Genomic DNA, 19,368 nt, shown 5'->3' with positions numbered 1-19,368 from the left:
AGAAACTTGACACCTCGAAAGTACACATTCTTCGACACCGTGTCAATTTTCTTTTACATGGCGTCGAGCAAGCCAGACATGCCTTGACGCGCGCTGAACGTGCGTTTAGCCTGTTGAACATGCGTTCAGCGACGAGTCGGCGGCCGGACGACCGCTCGACACCGGCCCGCATCCGCGATGCCGCCATCGCGCTGTTCGGGCGCGACGGCGTCGACCGCACCAGCGTGCGCGCCATCGCGACCGAGGCGGGCGTCAGCCCCGCGCTCGTCATCCACCACTTCGGCTCCAAGGACGGCCTGCGCGACGCCTGCGACCGCTTCGTGATCGACGAGCTGTTCGATCGCAAAGCCGACACCGACATCTCGCGGCTGGGCGAGCAGCTGCAGCGCTGGCTCGCCGACATCGACGAGTACCGCCCGTGGATCGACTACCTCTCGCGCATGCTCACCGACGGCTCCCCCGCCGCCGACCGCCTCTTCGACGAACTGCTGGCCTCGACCCGCGACATGCTCGACGCGCACACCGACGCGGGCACGATGCGCCGAAGCGACGACCCCGAGGCGCGCGCCGCCCTGGTCGCCCTCTCCGGGCTCTCCTCGCTGCTGATGGCGAAGCAGCTCAGCCGAGTCTTCGGCGCCGACTACTTCGGCGACGCCATGGTGCGCCGCATGACGATCCCGACGCTCGAGCTCTACACGCACGGCCTCTACACCGACGACCGCTTCCTCGTCGCCGCCCGGAGCGCGCTCGCCGCCACCGACCCCGCCGGCCACGACCGGCCCGCCCCCTCCGAGGGAGAAATCGCATGAACTACGCCATCGAGACCACGGCGCTCACCAAGACCTTCGGCTCGGTGACCGCCGTGCGCGACCTGAGCATCCGGGTCGAGCGCGGCGCCGTCTACGGCCTGATCGGACCGAACGGCGCCGGCAAGACCACCACGCTGCGCCTGCTGCTCGACATCATCCGCCCCACATCCGGCTCGGCGCGCGTCCTCGGCGTGGACCCGAGCGCAGGCGGCGCGGGCCAGCGCCGCCGCATCGGATTCATCCCCGGCGAGCTCCGACTCGGCGGCCGCGCCAAGGGGCTGGCCATGCTCAAGCACTTCGCCGACATCAGCGGCCCGGTCGCCCCCGGCACCATCGAAGCGCTCGCGGAGCGTCTCAACTTCGATCTCACCCGGCCGGTGCGGACGCTCTCGAAGGGCAACAAGCAGAAGATCGGCCTCATCCAGGCCTTCATGCATCGCCCCGAGCTGCTCGTGCTCGACGAACCGACCAGCGGGCTCGATCCGCTCATCCAGCGCGAGTTCCTGCAGATGCTCCGCGAGGCGCGCGAGGCGGGCCAGACGGTGCTGCTGAGCTCGCATGTGCTCAGCGAGATCCAGCAGGCCGCCGACCAGGTGGCCGTGCTCGCCGACGGCCGGCTCGTCGCCGACGGCGACGTGGCCTCGCTGCGGCTGAACGCGATCCGCCGACTCAACGCCGGCATCGTCGACTCGCCCGGCGCCGAGATCCGAGAGGCGCTGTCGCGCATCGAGCATCTGCGGGATGTCGACGTGATCGACGGCCCCACGGTACGCGTGCACGCGACCGTCAACGGCAGCATCGACGAGGTCGTCAAGCTGCTCGCGCGCTACCGGATCACCGATCTGACCGTCGAGGAACCGGACCTCGAGGAGTCGGTGCTCGATCTCTACGGACGACAGGAGGTCAGCTCATGACCCGCACCGGAACGCCCGCCCCGGCCCACGCCTCCGCGCCGCCGCTTCGGCGACTGCCGCTGCCGATCTTCCGACGCCTGGTCGTCGACACCTGGCGCGGCACCCTCGGCTGGACCGTCGGCGTCAGCGCCGCCCTGTTCCTGTACCTGCCGCTCTACCCGTCCATCGGCAACGACCAGATGGCCGCGGTGCTCGACAGCATGCCGGAGGAGCTCATCAAGACCCTCGGCTACGAGAACCTCACCAGCGGCGCCGGGTACGCGCAGGCCACGATCTTCGGGCTCATCGTCTTCGCCCTGCTCACCATCGCCGCGACCGCGTGGTCGTCCTCGGCGATCGCCGGAGCCGAGGAGAGCGGACGGCTGGAGCTCACCCTCGCGCACGGCGTCGGGCGGATCCAGTTCGCGCTCGAGTCCACCCTCGCGGTCGTGGTGCGCCTGGCCTGGCTCGTCGTCTACACGGGAGCGATCACGGCGCTGCTCAACGAGCCGTCCGAACTGGACCTCGACGTCGCCAACATCGTCGCCGCCTGCCTCGCCCTGCTCGGCCTGTCGCTACTGACCGCGAGCATCGGGCTGCTCGCCGGTGCCCTCACCGGAACGCGCGCGATCGCCACCGGCGCCGCCGCCGGCATCGCCATCGCCGGGTACGTGCTGAACGCCGTCGGCAACCAGAACGCCGACGTCGAATGGCTCCAGCGCTTCTCGCCCTACGACTGGGCCTACGGCAATGCGCCCCTCGTCGACGGATTCGACCTGGCCGGCCTCGGCCTGCTGTGGGGAATCGCCGTCCTCGCGGTCGCCGGCGCGGTCGTGGCGCTGCACCGTCGCGATGTGACCGGCTGACCCGGCAGCGCACCGCGCTCAGCCAAAGGACGGACGCATCCGACAGACTGGATGCGTCCGTTCTGTTGACTGGAGCATCTCGGTGACCGCTGCCCTCGCCCTCGACGTGATCCTCGTGATCGCGCTGGTCGGCTTTCTCGTCTCGGGCCTGCGGCGCGGTCTCGCACGGAGCCTCGGCTCGATGCTCGGGCTCGCGGCCGGCGCGGTCGCGGCGTACTTCCTCGCGCCCCTGCTCACCGGCATCGTGCCGTGGCCGCTGTGGCGCGTTTTCTTCGTCGTCACCGCGGCCGTGTTCCTGCTGATCCTCGGGCACTCGATCGGCAGCGCCATCGGGCGACTCATCGGGCGCGGGGTCGACCGCACCGCGCTCCGGCCCGTCGATCGACTGCTCGGCGGCGCCGCCACCCTCGTCACCGCCGCCCTCGCCGTCTCCCTGCTCGCGGGAAGCGTCACCGCCCTCGGCGCCCCCGTCCTCTCGCGCGCCGCCAGCGAGTCGACCGTGATCACCGGAATCCAGCGGCTGACCCCCGACCCCGTCGACAGCGCGCTGGCACAGCTGCGCTCGCTGGTCCTGGCCGACGGCGTCCCGGTGCTCGGGCAGGACATCGGCGGCGTCACGACGGCGCCGAGCACCGCGCCCGACGTGGAGACCAGCACCGATCCGCTGGTCGCCGCCTCCGCCTCGGTCGTGCGCATCACCGGGACCGCGTACGCCTGCGGTCAGAACCAATCCGGTTCGGGGTTCGTCGTCTCGGCCAACCGCATCGTCACCAACGCCCACGTCGTCGCGGGCGTTGACCAGCCGGTCGTTCAGGCGCCCAACGGGCAGAGCGTCGAGGGACGCGTCGTCTACTTCGATGCGCAGGACGATCTCGCCGTGATCGCCACGACCGGGCTCACCGTTCCGGCGCTCGACCTCAACGAGCCTCTGTTCCCGGGCGAGGAGAGCGTCGTGCAGGGCTACCCGTTCGGCGGGCCGTTCGTCTCCGGCGGCGCCGAGGTTCTCGCGGTGTCATCCGAGCGCCTCCGCGACATCTACGGCGGCTCGACGAGCGAACGCGAGGTCTACACGCTCGCCGCCGAGATCAACCCCGGCAACTCGGGCGGCCCGCTGCTGGCGCTCGACGGCGAGGTCGCGGGCGTCGTGTTCGCCAAGAGCGCCGACTCCTCGCAGCTCGGGTACGCGATGACCAACACCGAGCTCGCGCCCGTCGTCGACGTCGCCCCCGAGCTCAGCGCCGCCGTCTCCTCCGGGAGCTGCATCGCCGAGTGAGCGGCCCGCCGCGAGCCGTTCGACTGAGCGGCACTCGACGAATCTCCCCTTGACGCCGACGCCCCCGAGGTGCACCCTGAGTACAGGACAACTCGTCGCCCAGAAGAGCCGGAGTCACTGACCCGCCGCTGGGCGACGAGTCTGTTAAGCCGCGAACAACCCTCACGACCCGCTTAGATGGGCTGATGGGCCGCACCGTCGACTACACCCCGCTCCTGGCCGCCCCGCCCGCGGCGGACGTGCGCGAGTTCCGACGCCGAGCGCGCGCCCTCGGGCTGCCGGGAACGCTGCTGGCGCCCGGCACCCTCGTCCAGGTCGTCGTGGCGCTGCCGCTCGCCCTGATCGGCGGGTCGATCTTCTTCGGGGCCGCGGCGACCGCGTTCCTCGGTCGCATCGACTCGGCCCTGCCGGCATTCGTCGGCGTGCTCCTCGTCGGTGCCGTCGCGGTCGTCGGCATCGGCGCGATCATCGTGCTGATGGGGCGCCGCAAGTGGGTGCGCTGGGCCCAACTGAACCGCTTCGCGCTGGCCAACGGCCTCGAGTTCTCGCCGTACAGCGCCGCTCCGAGCTACCCCGGATCGATCTTCAGGATCGGCGCCTCCCGCGCCTCCACCGAGCACTTCCGCAGCGCCGACGGGCGGTTCCTCGACTTCGGGAACTACCAGTACACGACCGGTTCGGGAAAGAACCGCCGCGTGCAGCGCTGGGGGTTTCTCGCGCTCCACCTCGACCGGCGCCTGCCGCACATGGTGCTCGACTCCCGCGCCAACAACGGGCTCTTCGGCGCCTCCAACCTGCCGATGACCTTCGATCGCTCGCAGCGCCTCCGCCTCGAGGGCGACTTCGATCGCTACTTCACCCTGTACTGCCCCGCCCGCTACGAGACCGACGCGCTGTACGTCTTCACCCCCGACCTGATGGCCCTGCTGATCGACGAGGCCGCGCCCTTCGACGTCGAGATCATCGACGACTGGATGTTCGTCTACCACCCGGGCGGCTTCGAATCCGGTTCTCCCGCGGTGTATCAGCGGCTGCTGCGCATCGCCGACACCGTGGGGGCGAAGACGCTCGATCAGACCGAGCGGTACCGCGATGAGCGCGTCGCCGACGCTCTCGCGGCCAACCTCGTCGCGCCCGCCGGTCAGCGCCTGCGCCGCGGCCTTCCGATGCCGGCGATCATCGGCCTGGTCGCGATCGCCCTGGTCTGGATCCTCGGCATCGTTCCCGACCTGCTGGGGAGCCTGTTCAGCCTCAGGCCGTAGCGGTCGTCGGCCGTGCCTCGGCGAGCCGGCGTCGCGTGTCGGTGATCTTCGCAAGCAGCGCCGCCTCGTCGGCCTGGTTGCCGATCAGGTCGCGGCCGGTCATCATCCGCTGGCGCGCGTAGGCGAGCTTCGTCGCGTCGCGGATGTAGTCGCGCATGAGCGACCCGATGCCGTTCGCCTTCGCCCACTGCATCGCCTGCCGCCGCCCCGCGGGCGTGGCCAGGCTCGGCACCTCGGCGGCGCTGATCCAGCCGGCCGCCGCGTACTCGGACAGTCGCTCGCCGGTGAGCCGCACCTCCTGCCGGCGCATCAGCGCGACCATCCCGACCGCGACGAGGAACATCGGCACGTGGATGGCGATGTAGACGACGAAGAAGTCGGCGAAGAAGGTGGAGCCGTTCCAGAAAGCGTGCAGCACGATCGCGGGGATCAGCCCGACGAGGAACGCGCCGAAGGTCCAGAGCGAGCTGCCGCGCTTCGCCGCGACGCCGATCGCGTAGCCGATGCACGCGGTGAACAGCACGTGCGCGAACGGCGACAGGATGCCGCGCACGAAGAAGACCAGCGCGACGTTGGAATCCTCGCCGTAGTACCCCGACACCTCGAGACCGAAGTACTGGATGTTCTCGGTGAACGCGAAGCCCGCGGCGACCACGGCCGCGTAGACGATGCCGTCGATCGGACCATCCACGTGGTGTTTGGCGGCCAGGTAGATCAGGAACACGCCGATGCCCTTGCCCACCTCCTCGACGATGGGCGCCTGGATGGCGCTCTGCGCGAAGTTGGTGAAGTCGGTCGGCCCGCCGATCGCCGCGATGACCTCCTGCAGGCCGGAGTCGACGAACAGGGCGACCAGGATCGCGATCGTGGCACCCCAGAGGAACGCGAACAGCAGCGCGCCGCGCGGCTCGGGCTCCCAGCGGTCGATCCATCCGACGCCGACGAGCACGACGGCGAGCGGAATGAGGGCGATGATCGCGGCGATCAGCGTGAACCCGGGCCCGAGGATGGTCAGGAAGTAGGCGGCGAGCAGCAGGAGAGCGCCGCCCATGATCGTGAAGCCGATGACGGCGGCGACGACACGTCCCGTGCGCGGGCGCGCCGGTCGCTCCAGCACCGCCTGGGGCGCGTGATCGGTCGTCTGGCGGACCTCATCGGGTGCCGCGTCGGGGCTCTCCTGGCTCATGGAGCCAGCCTATTCCAGCGTGGGTATACGGAGAGGAATGTCCGCCGAACCTCGACCCGGCCCCGGCGGCTCACCGGCGGCTTCGGCGCGAGCTCGGCGCCGGTTCAGCCCTGCTGCTCGCGCAGGATCGCGAGCGCGCGGCTGACCCGGTCGCGCAGGCCCGGGACGCGACGACGCTGCGGGATGCGCGCCCGCTCCAGCAGAGCGACGACCTCCGCGCGCTGCGCCTCGAGCACCACGTGCAGCGCGGCCTGGCGCACCGCGTCGGCGCGAACCGCGAGCGCGCCCGCCGCCAGCGAGATGACGGCGCCGACCGTGAACACGATCGAGAACGCGCCCGGGGCCAGCAGCCAGCTCGCGACGGCGAGCGCCACGACGACCGACACCCCGAGCAGGCGCAGCGGCAGCGCGTTCTGGACGCGGCGCACCCGCATGCGATCGGCGAGCGCGAGTCGACGCTCGAAGTCGAGCAGCTCCTCATCATCGAAGCTGTAGATCGCACGGTCGCGCAGATCACGACGGATCCGAGCGTAGCTGGGACGCTCGCGGCGCCCGGCCGCGACCACCGCCCCGATCCCGACGAGGAACGAGAAGACCGTCACGGCGAACAGGATCAGGGCCGCCGCCACCGGATCGTCGGCATCCCAGACGGCGCGGGCGGCGGAGTCCACCGCGAAGGCGACGATCACCGCGAGCGCGGCGACGATCGCCACCAGCCAGGCGAGATCGCGGATGCGACGGCGGGTCAGCGCATCCGGCTCGTCGTCATCGCGCACCTGGCGCGCCTCGACCCAGGCCGAGATCGCGTCGGCGATCAGCAGGGTCAGAACGACGAAACCGACGAAGGCCGAACTCGCAATCAGGGCATCGGTGTTCACCTTGCGACCCTACCCCGCGCTCGAGGCCGCGCCGCCGGTCTCAGGCCGCCAGGTTCGGTCGGCGCCCCTCGATCGGCTCGACGTCGTCGAACACCCCGGCGCGAATCGCCTGGAACACCTCGACGGCGGCCTGCGCGAGACGGCCGTGGCTTCCCAGTCCGATGCGGCGGGCCTGCGGTTCGTCGCGGATCGCGACGGCCTGCTCGGCCTCGACGACGCGCGCTCCGAGCGAGCGCACCCATGCCGCGGTCATGTCGGTGACCACCGGGTCGGTCGACTCGACGCGCACGTCGGCGCCGCGCACGACCGGCCGGGTGCGCATGAGGGCCCGCGCGATGAGGCCAGGAGCCAGGTAGCTGACGACCTGCTCGTCGCTGATCCAGTCGGGCACCCCGAGGACATCGGTCTGGTCGAGCAGCACGAGGTCGTCGAGTTCCTGACCGCGGTCGCGCCAGGCGACCCGATCGCGCGGCGCGAAGCCGTTCGTGTCGGGACCCGCGGCGTCGACGACGCCGACCACGAAACCGCGGCCGCGGCGGGTGGGGCGAAGACGCAATCGTCCCGTCAACGGGCGCGGGATGCCGGAGCGCGTGCGGGCGCGGCCCGTGCGCTCTGACAGCGGACTCGGTGTGCTGGTAACGGCGTCGATCGTATTCATCGTGTTGGACGTACTCACCTCAACAGGAGAAAACCCGGTCTACCTCTGCGGCATTCCCGCGTAGCCTGAGAATTCGCTCAGAGCGAACTGGGCTGCGGGGTCAGTAGACCTTGCCGGGATTCAGGATCCCGCGGGGGTCGAACACCCGCTTGATCTCGCGCTGCAGCTCGAATGAGACGTCGCCGATCTCGGTGCGCAGCCAGCGCCGCTTCAGCAGTCCGACGCCGTGCTCACCGGTGAGCGTGCCGCCCAGCCGGAGCGCCGCCGTGAACATCGCGTCGGCCGCCGCCCACACCTCCTCGGGCACGATCGGCTCGCCCGCGGCATCGAAGCCCTGGCTCTCGAACGTGAAGTTCGGATGCAGGTTGCCGTCGCCCGCGTGCGCCACCGTCGCGATGTCGACATCGAACTGGGCGCCGATGCGCTCGAGCTCGTCGAACATGTCGGCGAGCGCGCTGCGCGGGACCGCGACATCCTCGATCAGCACCTCGCCGCGTGCCGCCATGGCGCCGTGGAACGCGCGTCGCATCGCGAACAGCTCCTCGCCGGCCTCGACGCTCACGGCGAGCTCGCCGCGACCGCCGAGCTCCGCCGCAAGCTCCAGCGCGCGCTGCGCCGCCTCGACGGCACCCTCGCCGTCAGTGCGGATGAGCAGCTGCGCGCCGCGATCGGAGAGATCCTGATTCAGGTAGTCGCCGATGGCCCGCAGCGCCGCCGCATCCAGGATCTCCAGTGCCGAGGGCTGCATGCCGGCGGCCATGATCGCCGACGCCGCGCGTGCCGCGTCCCGCGTGGACGCGAAGCTCACGCTGACCGTGTCGGCAGTGCCCTGCGGCCGCGGCCGCACCCGCAGCGTCGCCTCGACGATCACGCCGAGCGTGCCCTCCGAGCCGACCATGAGGGCCGCCAGATCGAGACCGGTGACGCCCTTGACGGTGCGGTGCCCGGTGCGCAGCATCCGCCCGTCGGCGAGCACGACCGCGAGCCCCAGCACCGCCTCGCGCGTGACGCCGTACTTCACGCAGGAGAGGCCCCCGGCGTTCGTCGCGATGTTGCCGCCGATCGTCGAGATCGCCCGGCTCGCGGGATCGGGGGCGAACCAGAGTCCGTGCGCCGCCAACTGGTCGTTGAGGTCGCCGTTGAGGATCCCCGGCTCGACCACCACGAGCTCGTCGGCGGCCGAGAGCTCGAGCACGCGCTGCATCGCGCGCGTCGAGAGCACGAGCTCGCCGGCGCCGCCGATCGCACCGCCCGCAAGGCCGGTGCCCGCTCCGCGCGGAACGACCGGGATGCCGTGCTCGTTCGCGTAGCGCAGCGTCGCCTGCACGTCCTCGATGCTGCGTGCCTCGACGAGGGCCAGCGGCGGCGCCCCGGAGAGGTGGCCCGACTTGTCGGCGCGCAGCGTCTCCAGCACCGACGGCTCCACGACGAGCGCCGGTCCCAGCAGCTCGGCCAGCGCGGCCCGGTGACGATCGAGGTGCTCGTGACTCATGCCCCGAGGCTATCCGGCGCGGACGCCCGCTCGCGATGTCCGATTTCCGCTGACAGACCCGTCTCGCGCGTGACACTCTGAAGCATGCCCGACGCCGCCTTCGCCGAACGCTACGCCGCCCTGTCGGCACGTGACGCGCGCTTCGACGGCCAGTTCATCGCCGGGGTCACCACGACCGGCATCTACTGCCGACCCAGCTGCCCGGCCGTCACCCCGAAGCCGCAGAACGTGCGGTTCTTCCGCACCGCGGCCGCCGCCCACGAGGCGGGGCTGCGGGCCTGCAAGCGCTGCCAGCCGGACGCCGTGCCCGGCTCCCCGGAGTGGAATCTGCGCGACGACCTCGCCTCGCGGGCCATGCGCCTGATCGACGATGGCGTGGTGGAGCGCGACGGCGTCGAAGGCCTCGCGCGGCGACTCGGCTACAGCAGCCGTCACCTCGGTCGCGTGCTGCGCACCGAGCTCGGAGCGGGGCCGCTCGCCCTCGCCCGAGCGCACCGCGCGCACACGGCGCGCACGCTGCTCGCCGTGACCGAGCTGCCCATTGCCGACGTCGCCTTCGCCGCCGGATTCGGCAGCCTCCGGCAGTTCAACGACACGATCGCCGAGCTGTATCGCACGAGCCCGACCGAACTGCGGGCGCTCGCCCGTCGCGGGTCGCGAGCGCTCGCCCCCGAGCGCGCGGGCGGCGGCCCTGCGGCGGCCGCGCGCACCGCGCCCGCCGCCCACGGGCCCGCGGCGGACGCGGCCCCGGGCACCGCCCCGGGAACCGCCCCGGGAACCGCGCTCACGCTGCGGCTCCCCGCGCGCGAGCCCTTCGACGGCGCCGGCCTGCTGCGGTTCTTCGCCGATCACGCCGTCCCCGGACTCGAGAGCGACGACCCGAGCGAGTTCGCGCGCACCGTCGCCCTTCCTCGTGGGGATGCATCCGTGCGCGTGCGCGTCGACGCCGATCGGCCCGGCGTCATCGTGCGAGCCCGGCTCGACGATCTCGCCGATGTGCCCGCGCTCTCGGCCCGGCTCCGCCGGCTGTTCGATCTCGACGCCGACGCCCTCGCCGTCGACCGCGCGCTCGCCGCCGATCCGGTGCTCGCCCCGCTCGTCGCGGCGCGCCCCGGTCTCCGACTGCCCGGCAGCGTCGACGGCGCCGAGACCCTGTTCCGCACCCTGCTCGGGCAGCAGATCTCAGTCGCCGCGGCGCGCACCGTCACCGGTCGCCTCGTGAGCGAGCTGGGCGGCGGACGCTTCCCCTCGGCGCAGCAGTTCGCCGAACACGGAACCGAGGCGCTGCGCGGTCCCGCCCGCCGGATCGCGACGATCGTCGCGGCCGCCCACGCGATCCTCGACGGACGTCTGCGTCTCGACCCGGAGACGCGCGCCGACGAGCTGCGCGCCGCGCTCCTCGCCGTGCCGGGCATCGGACCGTGGACGGCCGGCTATGTCGCGATGCGCGTCCTCGGGCATCCCGACACCTTCCTGGCCGAAGATCTGATCGTGCGCCAGACGGCGGCGGCCCACGGCCTCCCCGGATCCGCCGCCGCGCTCGCGGCCCACGCCGCCCGCTGGGCGCCCTGGCGCAGCTACGCGACGCTGCACCTCTGGCGGGCGCGCCCCGGCGCCGCGCCGTCCCGCAAAGCCGAGCCTTCGAGTGCGCCGAACCTCCGCGACAGCGCCGGCGCCGACTCCTAGGATCGGGACCATGGCGACGGAGCAGTCAGGCGCCCGCGAGGACGCACACGCACGACCGGGGAACGACGGGCGAAACGGCGGGGCGAACCGCGCCGACGGCCGCAACGAGACCGAGGTCGAGCGGCTCGACCGCAACTGGGGCGAGATCCTCCAGGAGCTGCGGGTCACCCAGACCGGGTCCCAGATCCTGACCGGCTTTCTGCTCACCATCCCCTTCCAGTCCCGCTTCAGCGAGCTCGAGACCCACGAGCGCGTCATCTATCTCGTGCTCGTCGGCTTCGCCGTGCTCGCCACGCTGCTCGCGCTGACGCCCGTCACCCTGCACCGCGCGCTGTTCCGCCAACAGGCGAAACCGCAGCTCGTCGCGGTGGCGAACGTCATCATGCGGATCACCTTCGTCACCCTCGCCGGCACCCTCACCGGCACGGCGCTGCTGATCTTCGACGTCGTGCTCGGCCGGGCCGCGGGCCTCATCGCGGGCGGCGTCACCCTGAGTCTGGCGATCATCGCGTGGTTCCTGCTGCCGCTGCTGGCGCGGTCCCGACACCTCGACCCGTAGCCGCCGCGGCGCGTCCGGCTGAACGGGCGCTGTGCACGCGGTGAGAAGGCGGGCAGAACCGACCCGCGGAGCCGCGTGACGACGTAAACCGGACACATGACGAACCTCGACCTGAATCCGGTCACGCGCTACCGCACCGACGGCTTCCCCGAGCAGCAGCAGGAGCAGCCCGGCCTCACCCAGGCGACGGTTCCCGTGCCCGACCACGGCGAGGAGAGCTACGTCGGATCCGGCCGGCTGCACGGGATGCGCGCGCTCATCACCGGCGGCGACTCGGGCATCGGCCGCGCCGTCGCGATCGCCTTCGCCCGCGAAGGCGCCGACGTCGCCATCACCTACCTGCCCGACGAGGTCGATGACGCCGCCGCCACCATCGGCTGGGTCGAGCACGCGGGCCGCGTCGGCATGGGGCTTCCCGGAGACCTGCGCAGCGAGGAGGCCAACGAGACCGCCGTCGAGACCGTCGTCGAACGGCTCGGCGGGCTCGACATCCTGGTGCTCAACGCCGCCTACCAGGAGAACCGCGACGGACTTGAGCACCTGCCGAACGAGGAGTTCCAGCGCGTCTTCGAGACCAACCTGTACTCGCCGATCTGGATGGCGCGCGCCGCCATCCCGCACCTGAAACCCGGCTCCTCCATCATCTCAACCACCTCGATCCAGGCCTTCGACCCCTCCCCGGCCCTCATCGACTACGCGATGACCAAGGCGGCGCAGGTCGCATTCACGAAGGCGCTCGCACGCCAGCTCGGCTGCCGGGGCATCCGCGTCAACGCCGTCGCCCCCGGCCCGATCTGGACGCCGTTGATTCCCGCGACCAGCTGGCCGGAATCGCTGCCCGAGTTCGGCCAGGACACGCCGCTGCGGCGCGCCGGACAGCCCGCCGAGCTCGCGCCCGCCTACGTGTTCCTCGCCGACCCCGCCTCGTCATACGTGTCCGGGGCGATCGTGCCGGTCACCGGCGGCAAGCCGCTCTGACCCCGTTCCGCCGCCGATTCGCCCCCGCCCGACCACCCGCCCGGAAGGAGACATCGAATGCCCACCTCCCGCGACACCGCGCTCAAGGATCCGGAGCTCTACGAGACGCTCCGAGCCGAGGGCAGCAGCAAAGAGAAGGCCGCCCGGATCTCCAACGCCGCCGCGCGCGACGGCCGCAGCGCCGTCGGCGAGCGCGGCGGCGAATCCCCCGCCTACGAGGACTGGACGGTCGACGAGCTGCGCTCCCGGGCGAAAGAGCTCGGGCTGACCGGCTATTCCGACCTCCGCAAGCACGACCTCATCCGCCGACTGCGGGAGCACTGAGCCGGAAGACCTACCCCTCGCCCGCGCCGCGCGCGACAATGACAGCACGGAAGGAGTCCGCCATGGAACGAGAGCCGAACACCGACGAGACCCTCGACTACGTCCCGAACCCCGAGGACGAGCGCGAGGTGCCCCTCGACGACGCCGTCGAGACCGAACTGCCGCCGCCCACGATCGACCCCGACGAACGAGTCGAGGCCGAGCCGGAGACCGACCCCGAAGCCGAACTCGACGGGGCGACACCGGCGCCGGTCGTCGGCGGTCAGTAGACGAAGATCGGAATCCAGTCGCGATGGTGCGCGTGCACGATCGCGAGGAACACGATCGCGTCGAACAGCAGGTGCACGATCAGCACGTAGCCGAGCGAGCGCGTGCGACTGAACAGGAAGCCCTGCAGCAGCGCGAACGGGATCGTCAGCAGCGGACCCCAGGAGCGATAGCCGAGCTCCCACAGGAACGACACGAAGATCGTCGCCTGCAGCAGGTTCGCCTGCCAGACCGGGAAGTGACGGCGCAGCAGCGCGAAGCAGGTGCAGATGAAGAACAGCTCGTCCCAGGTGCCGACCGCGTTCACGCCGACGAAGAACCGTGCCAGCTCCGACGCGTTCTCGATGTTCGGCCAGTTCTCGTACGCGCCCGAGCGGATGAAGTAGAACGGCAGGATCGCCCAGCCGAGCGCCGGCACCGCGAACAGGTACAGCATCTCGAGGCGCGTCTTCTTCTCGCGGCTGCGCCACGGGAAGCGCACCGCCCGGCGGCGGTACACGAAGCGGTCGATGAGGAACGGCACGGCCACCGCCGCGCCCAGCACGATGCCGATCCGGATGAAGCTCGGCCAGGAGACATCCGCCTCCACGCTCGTCGTCGACACGATCGCGATGCCGACGCCGATCAGCAGCAGATCCTGGGCGAGCGCGCGGTCGAGCAGCAGCGCCCACACCAGGCCGCCGACCAGCAGCGGATAGCCGAGCAGCGGCAGCTGCAGGGCGAACAGCGCGAACGCCGACAGGGCGATCGCGAGTGCCGGGATCAGCTTCGCGGTGCGCTCGCCATCGAGTTCGAGCGGCGTGGACGACACGGCCGCGTGAGGTGCCGCGCTCACGCCATGTCCTCCGGGGTCGGCAGCGTGATCACCGAGGTGGCGGGCACCAGCCCGCTGAGCCGTTCCGGCCGCAGCACCTTCGCGACCTGCTCGGGCGTCATCAGGCCGGCATCCAGCACCAGCTGCGAGATCGAACGCGTTCGAGGTGAGCGCCTCGTGCGCGAGCGAGGCGGCCGCCGCGTAGCCGATGTACGGCGTCAGCGCCGTCACCACCCCCACGCTCGACTCGACCTGCATCGCCAGGCGCGCCTCGTTGGCCCGGATCCCGTCGATGCAGTTCACCCGCAGCGTGCGGCACGCGTTCGTCATCCAGAACAGCGACTGCAGGATGCTGTGCGCGATAACCGGCTCGAAGGCGTTCAGCTCGCAGCTGGCCGCCCTCCGCCGCGGCGGTGACCGTCGCATCCGCCCCGATCACTGCGAAGGCGACCTGGTTGACGACCTCCGGAATCACCGGGTTGACCTTGCCGGGCATGATGCTCGACCCTGCCTGCCGTGCCGGGAGCGAGATCTCGCCGAGGCCCGCCTGCGGCCCCGAGGACAGCAGACGCAGGTCGTTGCAGATCTTCGACAGCTTGACGGCCGCGCGCTTGAGCGTGCCGGAGACGGTCATGAAGATGCCCGTATCTGCCGTCGCCTCGATCAGGTCGGGGGCGGTCTCCTGCGGGATGCCGGTGAGCTCCTCCAGGTGGCGTCGCACGGCCTCCGCGTAGCGCGGGTCGGCGGTGATGCCGGTGCCGATCGCCGTGGCACCGAGGTTGATCTCGCTGAGCCACGGGATCACCTCGCCGAGCCGGTCGGAATCCTCCTGCAGCGTCGTCGCGAAGCCGTGGAACTCCTGGCCGAGGGTCATCGGCACGGCGTCCTGCAACTGGGTGCGCCCCACCTTGAGGACGTTCTCGAACTCGCGCGCCTTCGCCGCGAAGCTCTCGATGAGCAGCGCGTGCTCGGTGCGCAGCCGACGCAGGCCGAACACCATCGCGAGCTTGATCGCCGTCGGATACACGTCGTTGGTCGACTGGCTGCGATTCACATCGTCGATCGGGTGCAGCGCGTGGTACTCGCCCAGGTCGTAGCCCATCATCTGCAGGCCCGCGTTCGCGATCACCTCGTTCGCGTTCATGTTGGTGCTCGTGCCAGCGCCGCCCTGCACGACTCCCACCACGAACTGGTCATGCCACTCGCCGTCGGCGATGCGGGCGCAGACCTTGTCGATGATGTCCGCCTTCTCGGCGCTCAGCACCCCGAGGTCGCGGTTGGCGCGGGCGGCGGACTGCTTGACCAGGGCGAGGGCCCGGATCAGGTCCGGGTAGTTCGAGATCGCGCGACGCGAGATCGGGAAGTTCTCGAGCGCCCGGGCGGTGTGGATGCCCCAGAGCACGTAATCCGGGATCTCCTTCTCGCCGAGCGAATCGCGCTCGGTGCGCGTCGGGCCGGGCGAGGCCAGCTGCACCGGGGCCTGCTCAGGACCGGAAGTGATCGGCGTACCGTCAGGGTCGTCCACGAATCCGAGTGTACGTCGGGTCGCGCGCGTTCGGCGGGGTTAAGCCGGCCAGACGCCGATGATTAGCGCCATGACGACGAGCGTGACGAGTTCGTGCGCGACATTCAAGACTGTGAGGCCCGCGGGACGACGGTCGAAGAGGTCGTGCGTGATGAAGCGCGCGGCCGTGAAGCCGGCCCAGAGCACGATCGCGGTGATGATGGCGGAGATCAGGAAGCTGCCGCCGTCGTAGTAGGCGTGCACGATGGTGGCGGTTCCGGCGAGCACGAGCGCGGTGACGAAGCTCACGATCAGGGTGATGACAAGCGCCTTCACGAAGCCCTTCTGGGTGTCTTCGGGGGTCATCCCGCTGAGCTTCATCCAGCGTGCGCCGAACACCTTCTCGGCGTACCAGATGGAGCCCACCACCATGCTCGACAGGGTGGCGAGGATGACGGCGATGTAGTTGATCTCGGGAACCATGTCCCGCATCCTCCTCCCAGCCGCCTCCCAGCGCAACCCCACCCCCGGCCGGGGCGGCAGGGATGCATCCCGGGCGCCGGGGCGTGCGGCGCGCGGCACTCGGTAGGCGCGGGAGGTACGCGGTAGGGGTTGCCGGGGGCGTCGTCGTGACCTCAGCGCTCCCGAGGCATCGCCGCGTCCGCGTGACCCCCAGTCGCGGGCGCCCCAGACGGGGGAATGTGCCGGGGCACCCCCGCGCCCTACGCTGACAAGGCAACCGCAGGGGGCGGGCGGCAGGGGGCTTGACAGGTGCAATCACGACGCGCGCTCGGAGCGTTCGCCTTGGCGGCCATCGCCGTCGCTGCGATCAGCTTCGCGATCGTCAACGTCGCGATCGCCAGCCAGCCGTGCGCCGCAACCGAGCTCGGATGCGTGGGGGCTGCACCACCCGTCGTCGCGATCACCTTCTCCGCCCTCGGCGCCATCGGACTGCTCGTCAGCGTGCTGCCGGCCGTCAACTGGGTGTTCGAGTCGATTCACAACGCGGCGCACGTGCCTCACGAGCTTGAGGCCGCCACCGCGCGCTCGGTGATGCCCCGGCGTTTCTCGGTGCTGGACGACGAGGAATAGGTCGCTCCAACGGCTGCGGCTTCAGCGACGTGCGGCGACACACGGCGGCGGCTCACGCCTCGACGTCGGCCCGGCTCTGCGCGGCCGCCCGGAGACGCACGCCCCATAGCGTGTGACACCTGTCGGCGCGCGAAGCGCCCCCTAGAGTCTCTCGACCGAGACCACGCGCACGACCGCGATCCCCTGCTCCGCCGACGCCTCCAGATCGACTTCGGCGTTGATGCCCCAATCGTGGTGACCGGCCGGGTCGTCGATCACCTGACGGACGACCCAGCGATCCGGCTGCTCGTCGATCTGGATTCGGGCGGCGCTGCGGGCATCCGGACCGGTGCCGATCGTGTCGTGCTCCTCGAAGTAGGCGTCGAGGACCGCGGGCCAGTCGACCTCGGGGTCGAGCGCGATGAGCTCGTCGTCCTTCTGCAGGGCGGCGAGCTGCACCCGCCGCCACAGCTCGTTGCGCACGAGCACCATGAACGCGCGTCGGTTCGAGAGCACGCTGCGCGGGGTCGCCGTACCGAGTGAGTCGCGCCCCTCCCGCGTGCCGCGCGCCTCACTCCCCGACGCCCGGGATGCATCCCCGCCACCGGAATCGGAGAGGAGGGCCTCCCATTCGTCGAGCAGGGAGGAGTCGACCTGGCGGACGAGCTCGCCGAGCCACTCGATGAGGTCGGTCAGGTCCTCCGTCTTGCGCTCGTCGGGGATCGACTGCCGCGCGGTGCGGTACGCGTCCGACAGGTACCGCAGCACGAGCCCCTCGCTGCGCCCCAGCTGGTAATAGGCGATGTACTCGCCGAAGCTCATCGCCCGCTCGTACAGGTCGCGCACCACCGACTTCGGCCGCAGCTCGAAGTCGCGCACCCACGGCTGCGACGACGCGAAAGTCTCGAACGCCTGCTCGAGCAGCGCCTCCAGCGGCTTCGGCCAGGTGATCTCCTCGAGCAGATCCATGCGCTGCTCGTACTCGATGCCCTCGGCCTTCATCGCCGCGACCGCCTCGCCGCGCGCCCGATACTGCTGCTGCGCAAGCACCGGCCGCGGGTCGTCGAGCGTCGCCTCGATGATCGAGATCATGTCGAGCGCGTAGTGGTCGGTTCCGGCGGCATCCGGATGCGCCTCCGGCCCGCCGCGGCCCACCTCCGCCTCCGGGTCGAGCAGTTCAAACGCGGCGAGCGCGAACGGCGACAGCGGCTGGTTGAGCGCGAAGTGCGGCGGCAGATCGACCATCAGCCGGATGCTCGCCGAGCCGTCGAAGCCGCCGCCGGTCTGCAGCACCACGCCCCCCTGCCGCAGGGTGCGGTACACGCCGATCGCGCGCCGCGCGAGCTCGCGCTGCCGCGCGGGCGGCTCGTGGTTGTCGAAGACGAGGTCGCGCACCAGTTGGAAGGCGCTCGACGCCTCCCGCGCGGGCGCGTCGGCGCCGGGGCGGCCGATCAGGTTGATCAGCATCGCGGCGGTCACCTGCATCGAACTGGTGAGCGTCTCCGGCTCGGCGGCGATCAGCCGCTCGAAGCTCGCGGGCCCCCAACTGACGAAGCCCTCGGGGGCGCGCTTCTTCGGGCCCTGCTTCTTGCCGCGCGCCTCCGCCTTCGCAGTGGCGATCGCGTTCTCGATCTCGTGCTCGGGCGCCTCGGCCACCACTTCCCCGGCGGTGTCGAAACCGGCGCGTCCGGCGCGCCCCGCCACCTGGTGGAACTCGCGCGCGGTCAACTGCCGCATCCGGGTGCCGTCGAACTTGGTGAGCCCGGTCAAGAGGACGGTGCGGATCGGCACGTTGATGCCGACCCCGAGGGTGTCGGTGCCGCAGATCACCCGCAGCAGTCCGAGCTGGGCGAGCTGCTCGACCAGCCGTCGGTACTTCGGCAGCATGCCTGCGTGGTGCACCCCGATGCCGAGGCGGATGAGGCGGGACAGCTGCTGGCCGAAGCCGGCGGCGAAGCGGAAGCCGCCGATCTCCTCGGCGATGCGGTCGCGCTGCTCGCGCGTGGCGACGCCCGCGCTCGCGAGCGCCTGTGCCCGCTCGACCGCGGCCGCCTGGGAGAAGTGCACGAGGTACACCGGCGCGAGCCCGTCGCGCAGCAGCTCCGCGACGGTCTCGTGCACGGGCGTCTGCACGTAGCGGTAGTGCAGCGGCACCGGACGCTCGACGCCCGTGACCTGCGCGACCTCGCGCCCGGTGCGGCGCTCCAGGTCGTCGGCGAGCGCCGTCACGTCGCCGAGGGTCGCCGACATCAGCACGAACTGCGCCTTCGGCAGCTGCAGCAGCGGAAGCTGCCACGCCCACCCGCGATCCGGGTCGGCGTAGTAGTGGAACTCGTCCATGATGACGACGTCGGCGTCGGTGTCGGGGCCGTTGCGCAGGGCGAGGTTCGCCAGGATCTCGGCCGTGCAGCAGATGATCGGCGCCTCGGGGTTGACGCTCGAGTCGCCCGTCACCATGCCGACGTTCTGCGCGCCGAAGGTGTCGGTCAGCTGGAAGAACTTCTCGCTCACAAGCGCCTTGATCGGGGCGGTGTAGAAGCTCCGCCTCCCCTGCGCGAGCGCCGCCGCGTGCGCCGCCACCGCGACCAGGGACTTGCCGGTGCCGGTGGGCGTCGACAGCACCAGGTGGCGATCGAGCACGAGCTCGAGCACCGCCTCCTCCTGCGCCGGATACAGACGGATGCCCTGCTCGCTCGCCCAGTCATCGAAGACCGCGATGAAGGCATCCGGATCCCAGTCGCCGGCCGGACGGGTGGCGGCAAGGCGATCGGTCAGCATGCGTTCGAGTCTGCCCTACTCGCTGGGACCGGCGTTCCGGCAGCGGGCGACGGCCTCGCGGGCGTGCGCG

Annotated in this window: 18 protein-coding genes and 1 pseudogene; 11 read left to right on the top strand and 8 right to left on the bottom strand. The window is 71.1% G+C overall.

What is annotated here, in order from left to right; genetic code table 11:
• Positions 1-119 precede the first annotated feature (119 nt).
• The 5 genes from AC0L6Y_RS04750 to AC0L6Y_RS04730 all read left to right on the top strand — a co-directional run bounded on the left by AC0L6Y_RS04750 (position 120) and on the right by AC0L6Y_RS04730 (position 5,103).
• The gene (locus tag AC0L6Y_RS04750) at positions 120-809 is read left to right on the top strand and encodes a TetR/AcrR family transcriptional regulator (protein ID WP_473556584.1); all 690 of its coding nucleotides are present in this window, start codon (positions 120-122) and stop codon (positions 807-809) included.
• On the top strand, positions 806-1,723 hold the full coding sequence (locus AC0L6Y_RS04745; RefSeq protein WP_473556580.1) for an ABC transporter ATP-binding protein: 918 nt from the start codon (positions 806-808) through the stop codon (positions 1,721-1,723). The genes AC0L6Y_RS04750 and AC0L6Y_RS04745 overlap by 4 nt, the downstream gene beginning before the upstream one ends.
• Positions 1,720-2,568, top strand: a complete 849-nt coding sequence (locus tag AC0L6Y_RS04740) for an ABC transporter permease subunit (protein ID WP_473556576.1) — start codon at positions 1,720-1,722, stop codon at positions 2,566-2,568. The genes AC0L6Y_RS04745 and AC0L6Y_RS04740 overlap by 4 nt, the downstream gene beginning before the upstream one ends.
• 82 nt (positions 2,569-2,650) lie before the next feature.
• Positions 2,651-3,841 (top strand): MarP family serine protease, encoded by a 1,191-nt coding sequence (locus AC0L6Y_RS04735; protein WP_473556572.1) that lies wholly within the window; start codon positions 2,651-2,653, stop codon positions 3,839-3,841.
• Between the two features lie 185 nt (positions 3,842-4,026).
• The gene (locus tag AC0L6Y_RS04730) at positions 4,027-5,103 is read left to right on the top strand and encodes a hypothetical protein (protein ID WP_473556567.1); all 1,077 of its coding nucleotides are present in this window, start codon (positions 4,027-4,029) and stop codon (positions 5,101-5,103) included.
• Here the strand turns inward: AC0L6Y_RS04730 and AC0L6Y_RS04725 are convergent.
• The 4 genes from AC0L6Y_RS04725 to AC0L6Y_RS04710 form a co-directional block, all read right to left on the bottom strand.
• Positions 5,093-6,289, bottom strand: a complete 1,197-nt coding sequence (locus AC0L6Y_RS04725; RefSeq protein WP_473556562.1) for a PrsW family intramembrane metalloprotease — start codon at positions 6,287-6,289, stop codon at positions 5,093-5,095. The two genes, AC0L6Y_RS04730 and AC0L6Y_RS04725, sit on opposite strands and share 11 nt — an antisense overlap.
• Before the next feature lie 104 nt (positions 6,290-6,393).
• Positions 6,394-7,167 (bottom strand): hypothetical protein, encoded by a 774-nt coding sequence (locus tag AC0L6Y_RS04720; protein WP_473556557.1) that lies wholly within the window; start codon positions 7,165-7,167, stop codon positions 6,394-6,396.
• 40 nt (positions 7,168-7,207) lie between these two features.
• Positions 7,208-7,825 (bottom strand): hypothetical protein, encoded by a 618-nt coding sequence (locus tag AC0L6Y_RS04715; protein ID WP_473556553.1) that lies wholly within the window; start codon positions 7,823-7,825, stop codon positions 7,208-7,210.
• Positions 7,826-7,925: 100 nt separating this feature from the next.
• Entirely contained in the window at positions 7,926-9,317 is a 1,392-nt protein-coding gene (locus AC0L6Y_RS04710) for an FAD-binding oxidoreductase (protein ID WP_473556550.1), read from the bottom strand.
• A gap of 84 nt (positions 9,318-9,401) precedes the next feature.
• Between AC0L6Y_RS04710 and AC0L6Y_RS04705 the strand changes: the two genes are divergently transcribed.
• From AC0L6Y_RS04705 to AC0L6Y_RS04685, 5 genes are all read left to right on the top strand, one after another.
• Positions 9,402-11,003, top strand: coding sequence for a DNA-3-methyladenine glycosylase 2 family protein (locus AC0L6Y_RS04705; RefSeq protein ID WP_473556543.1), 1,602 nt, complete (start codon positions 9,402-9,404; stop codon positions 11,001-11,003).
• A gap of 10 nt (positions 11,004-11,013) precedes the next feature.
• Positions 11,014-11,562, top strand: a complete 549-nt coding sequence (locus AC0L6Y_RS04700; RefSeq protein WP_473556538.1) for a DUF6328 family protein — start codon at positions 11,014-11,016, stop codon at positions 11,560-11,562.
• Between the two features lie 96 nt (positions 11,563-11,658).
• Positions 11,659-12,540, top strand: coding sequence for an SDR family oxidoreductase (locus tag AC0L6Y_RS04695; protein ID WP_473556533.1), 882 nt, complete (start codon positions 11,659-11,661; stop codon positions 12,538-12,540).
• A 57-nt stretch (positions 12,541-12,597) separates the two neighbouring features.
• Positions 12,598-12,864, top strand: a complete 267-nt coding sequence (locus tag AC0L6Y_RS04690) for a DUF7218 family protein (RefSeq protein WP_473556527.1) — start codon at positions 12,598-12,600, stop codon at positions 12,862-12,864.
• A gap of 62 nt (positions 12,865-12,926) precedes the next feature.
• Entirely contained in the window at positions 12,927-13,133 is a 207-nt protein-coding gene (locus AC0L6Y_RS04685) for a hypothetical protein (RefSeq protein WP_473556522.1), read from the top strand.
• On the opposite strand, the gene AC0L6Y_RS04680 is transcribed toward AC0L6Y_RS04685, so the two are convergent.
• The 3 genes and pseudogenes from AC0L6Y_RS04680 to AC0L6Y_RS04670 form a co-directional block, all read right to left on the bottom strand.
• A complete protein-coding gene (locus AC0L6Y_RS04680; protein ID WP_473556515.1) occupies positions 13,127-13,966 on the bottom strand; it encodes a CPBP family intramembrane glutamic endopeptidase in 840 nt (279 codons plus the stop codon). The genes AC0L6Y_RS04685 and AC0L6Y_RS04680 overlap by 7 nt on opposite strands.
• Positions 13,963-15,413 (bottom strand): annotated as a pseudogene (locus AC0L6Y_RS04675) (aspartate ammonia-lyase). Before AC0L6Y_RS04675 ends, AC0L6Y_RS04680 begins: the two are co-directional and overlap by 4 nt.
• Positions 15,414-15,509: 96 nt before the next feature.
• Positions 15,510-15,932 (bottom strand): DUF1761 domain-containing protein, encoded by a 423-nt coding sequence (locus AC0L6Y_RS04670; RefSeq protein ID WP_473556508.1) that lies wholly within the window; start codon positions 15,930-15,932, stop codon positions 15,510-15,512.
• 288 nt (positions 15,933-16,220) lie between these two features.
• On the opposite strand from AC0L6Y_RS04670, the gene AC0L6Y_RS04665 reads away from it, so the two are divergent.
• Complete coding sequence (locus AC0L6Y_RS04665) at positions 16,221-16,541, top strand: hypothetical protein (protein ID WP_473556503.1); 321 nt, start codon at positions 16,221-16,223, stop codon at positions 16,539-16,541.
• A gap of 141 nt (positions 16,542-16,682) precedes the next feature.
• Here the strand turns inward: AC0L6Y_RS04665 and AC0L6Y_RS04660 are convergent, their stop codons facing one another.
• Positions 16,683-19,298 (bottom strand): DEAD/DEAH box helicase, encoded by a 2,616-nt coding sequence (locus tag AC0L6Y_RS04660; protein WP_473556496.1) that lies wholly within the window; start codon positions 19,296-19,298, stop codon positions 16,683-16,685.
• Between the last annotated feature and the right edge of the window lie 70 nt (positions 19,299-19,368).

This window comes from Pseudolysinimonas sp. 10J20-29, assembly GCF_055809595.1.
The sequence above is the reverse complement of the archived record's forward strand: the minus strand, read 5'-3'. Positions and strand labels throughout refer to the sequence as shown.

Coding starts and splice junctions, on each gene's coding strand:
- AC0L6Y_RS04750 (WP_473556584.1), top strand. CDS start 120: ATGCGTTCAGCGACGAGTCGGCGGCCGGACGACCGCTCGACACCGGCC.
- AC0L6Y_RS04745 (WP_473556580.1), top strand. CDS start 806: ATGAACTACGCCATCGAGACCACGGCGCTCACCAAGACCTTCGGCTCG.
- AC0L6Y_RS04740 (WP_473556576.1), top strand. CDS start 1,720: ATGACCCGCACCGGAACGCCCGCCCCGGCCCACGCCTCCGCGCCGCCG.
- AC0L6Y_RS04730 (WP_473556567.1), top strand. CDS start 4,027: ATGGGCCGCACCGTCGACTACACCCCGCTCCTGGCCGCCCCGCCCGCG.
- AC0L6Y_RS04725 (WP_473556562.1), bottom strand. CDS start 6,289: ATGAGCCAGGAGAGCCCCGACGCGGCACCCGATGAGGTCCGCCAGACG.
- AC0L6Y_RS04715 (WP_473556553.1), bottom strand. CDS start 7,825: ATGAATACGATCGACGCCGTTACCAGCACACCGAGTCCGCTGTCAGAG.
- AC0L6Y_RS04710 (WP_473556550.1), bottom strand. CDS start 9,317: ATGAGTCACGAGCACCTCGATCGTCACCGGGCCGCGCTGGCCGAGCTG.
- AC0L6Y_RS04705 (WP_473556543.1), top strand. CDS start 9,402: ATGCCCGACGCCGCCTTCGCCGAACGCTACGCCGCCCTGTCGGCACGT.
- AC0L6Y_RS04700 (WP_473556538.1), top strand. CDS start 11,014: ATGGCGACGGAGCAGTCAGGCGCCCGCGAGGACGCACACGCACGACCG.
- AC0L6Y_RS04695 (WP_473556533.1), top strand. CDS start 11,659: ATGACGAACCTCGACCTGAATCCGGTCACGCGCTACCGCACCGACGGC.
- AC0L6Y_RS04690 (WP_473556527.1), top strand. CDS start 12,598: ATGCCCACCTCCCGCGACACCGCGCTCAAGGATCCGGAGCTCTACGAG.
- AC0L6Y_RS04685 (WP_473556522.1), top strand. CDS start 12,927: ATGGAACGAGAGCCGAACACCGACGAGACCCTCGACTACGTCCCGAAC.
- AC0L6Y_RS04670 (WP_473556508.1), bottom strand. CDS start 15,932: ATGGTTCCCGAGATCAACTACATCGCCGTCATCCTCGCCACCCTGTCG.
- AC0L6Y_RS04660 (WP_473556496.1), bottom strand. CDS start 19,298: ATGCTGACCGATCGCCTTGCCGCCACCCGTCCGGCCGGCGACTGGGAT.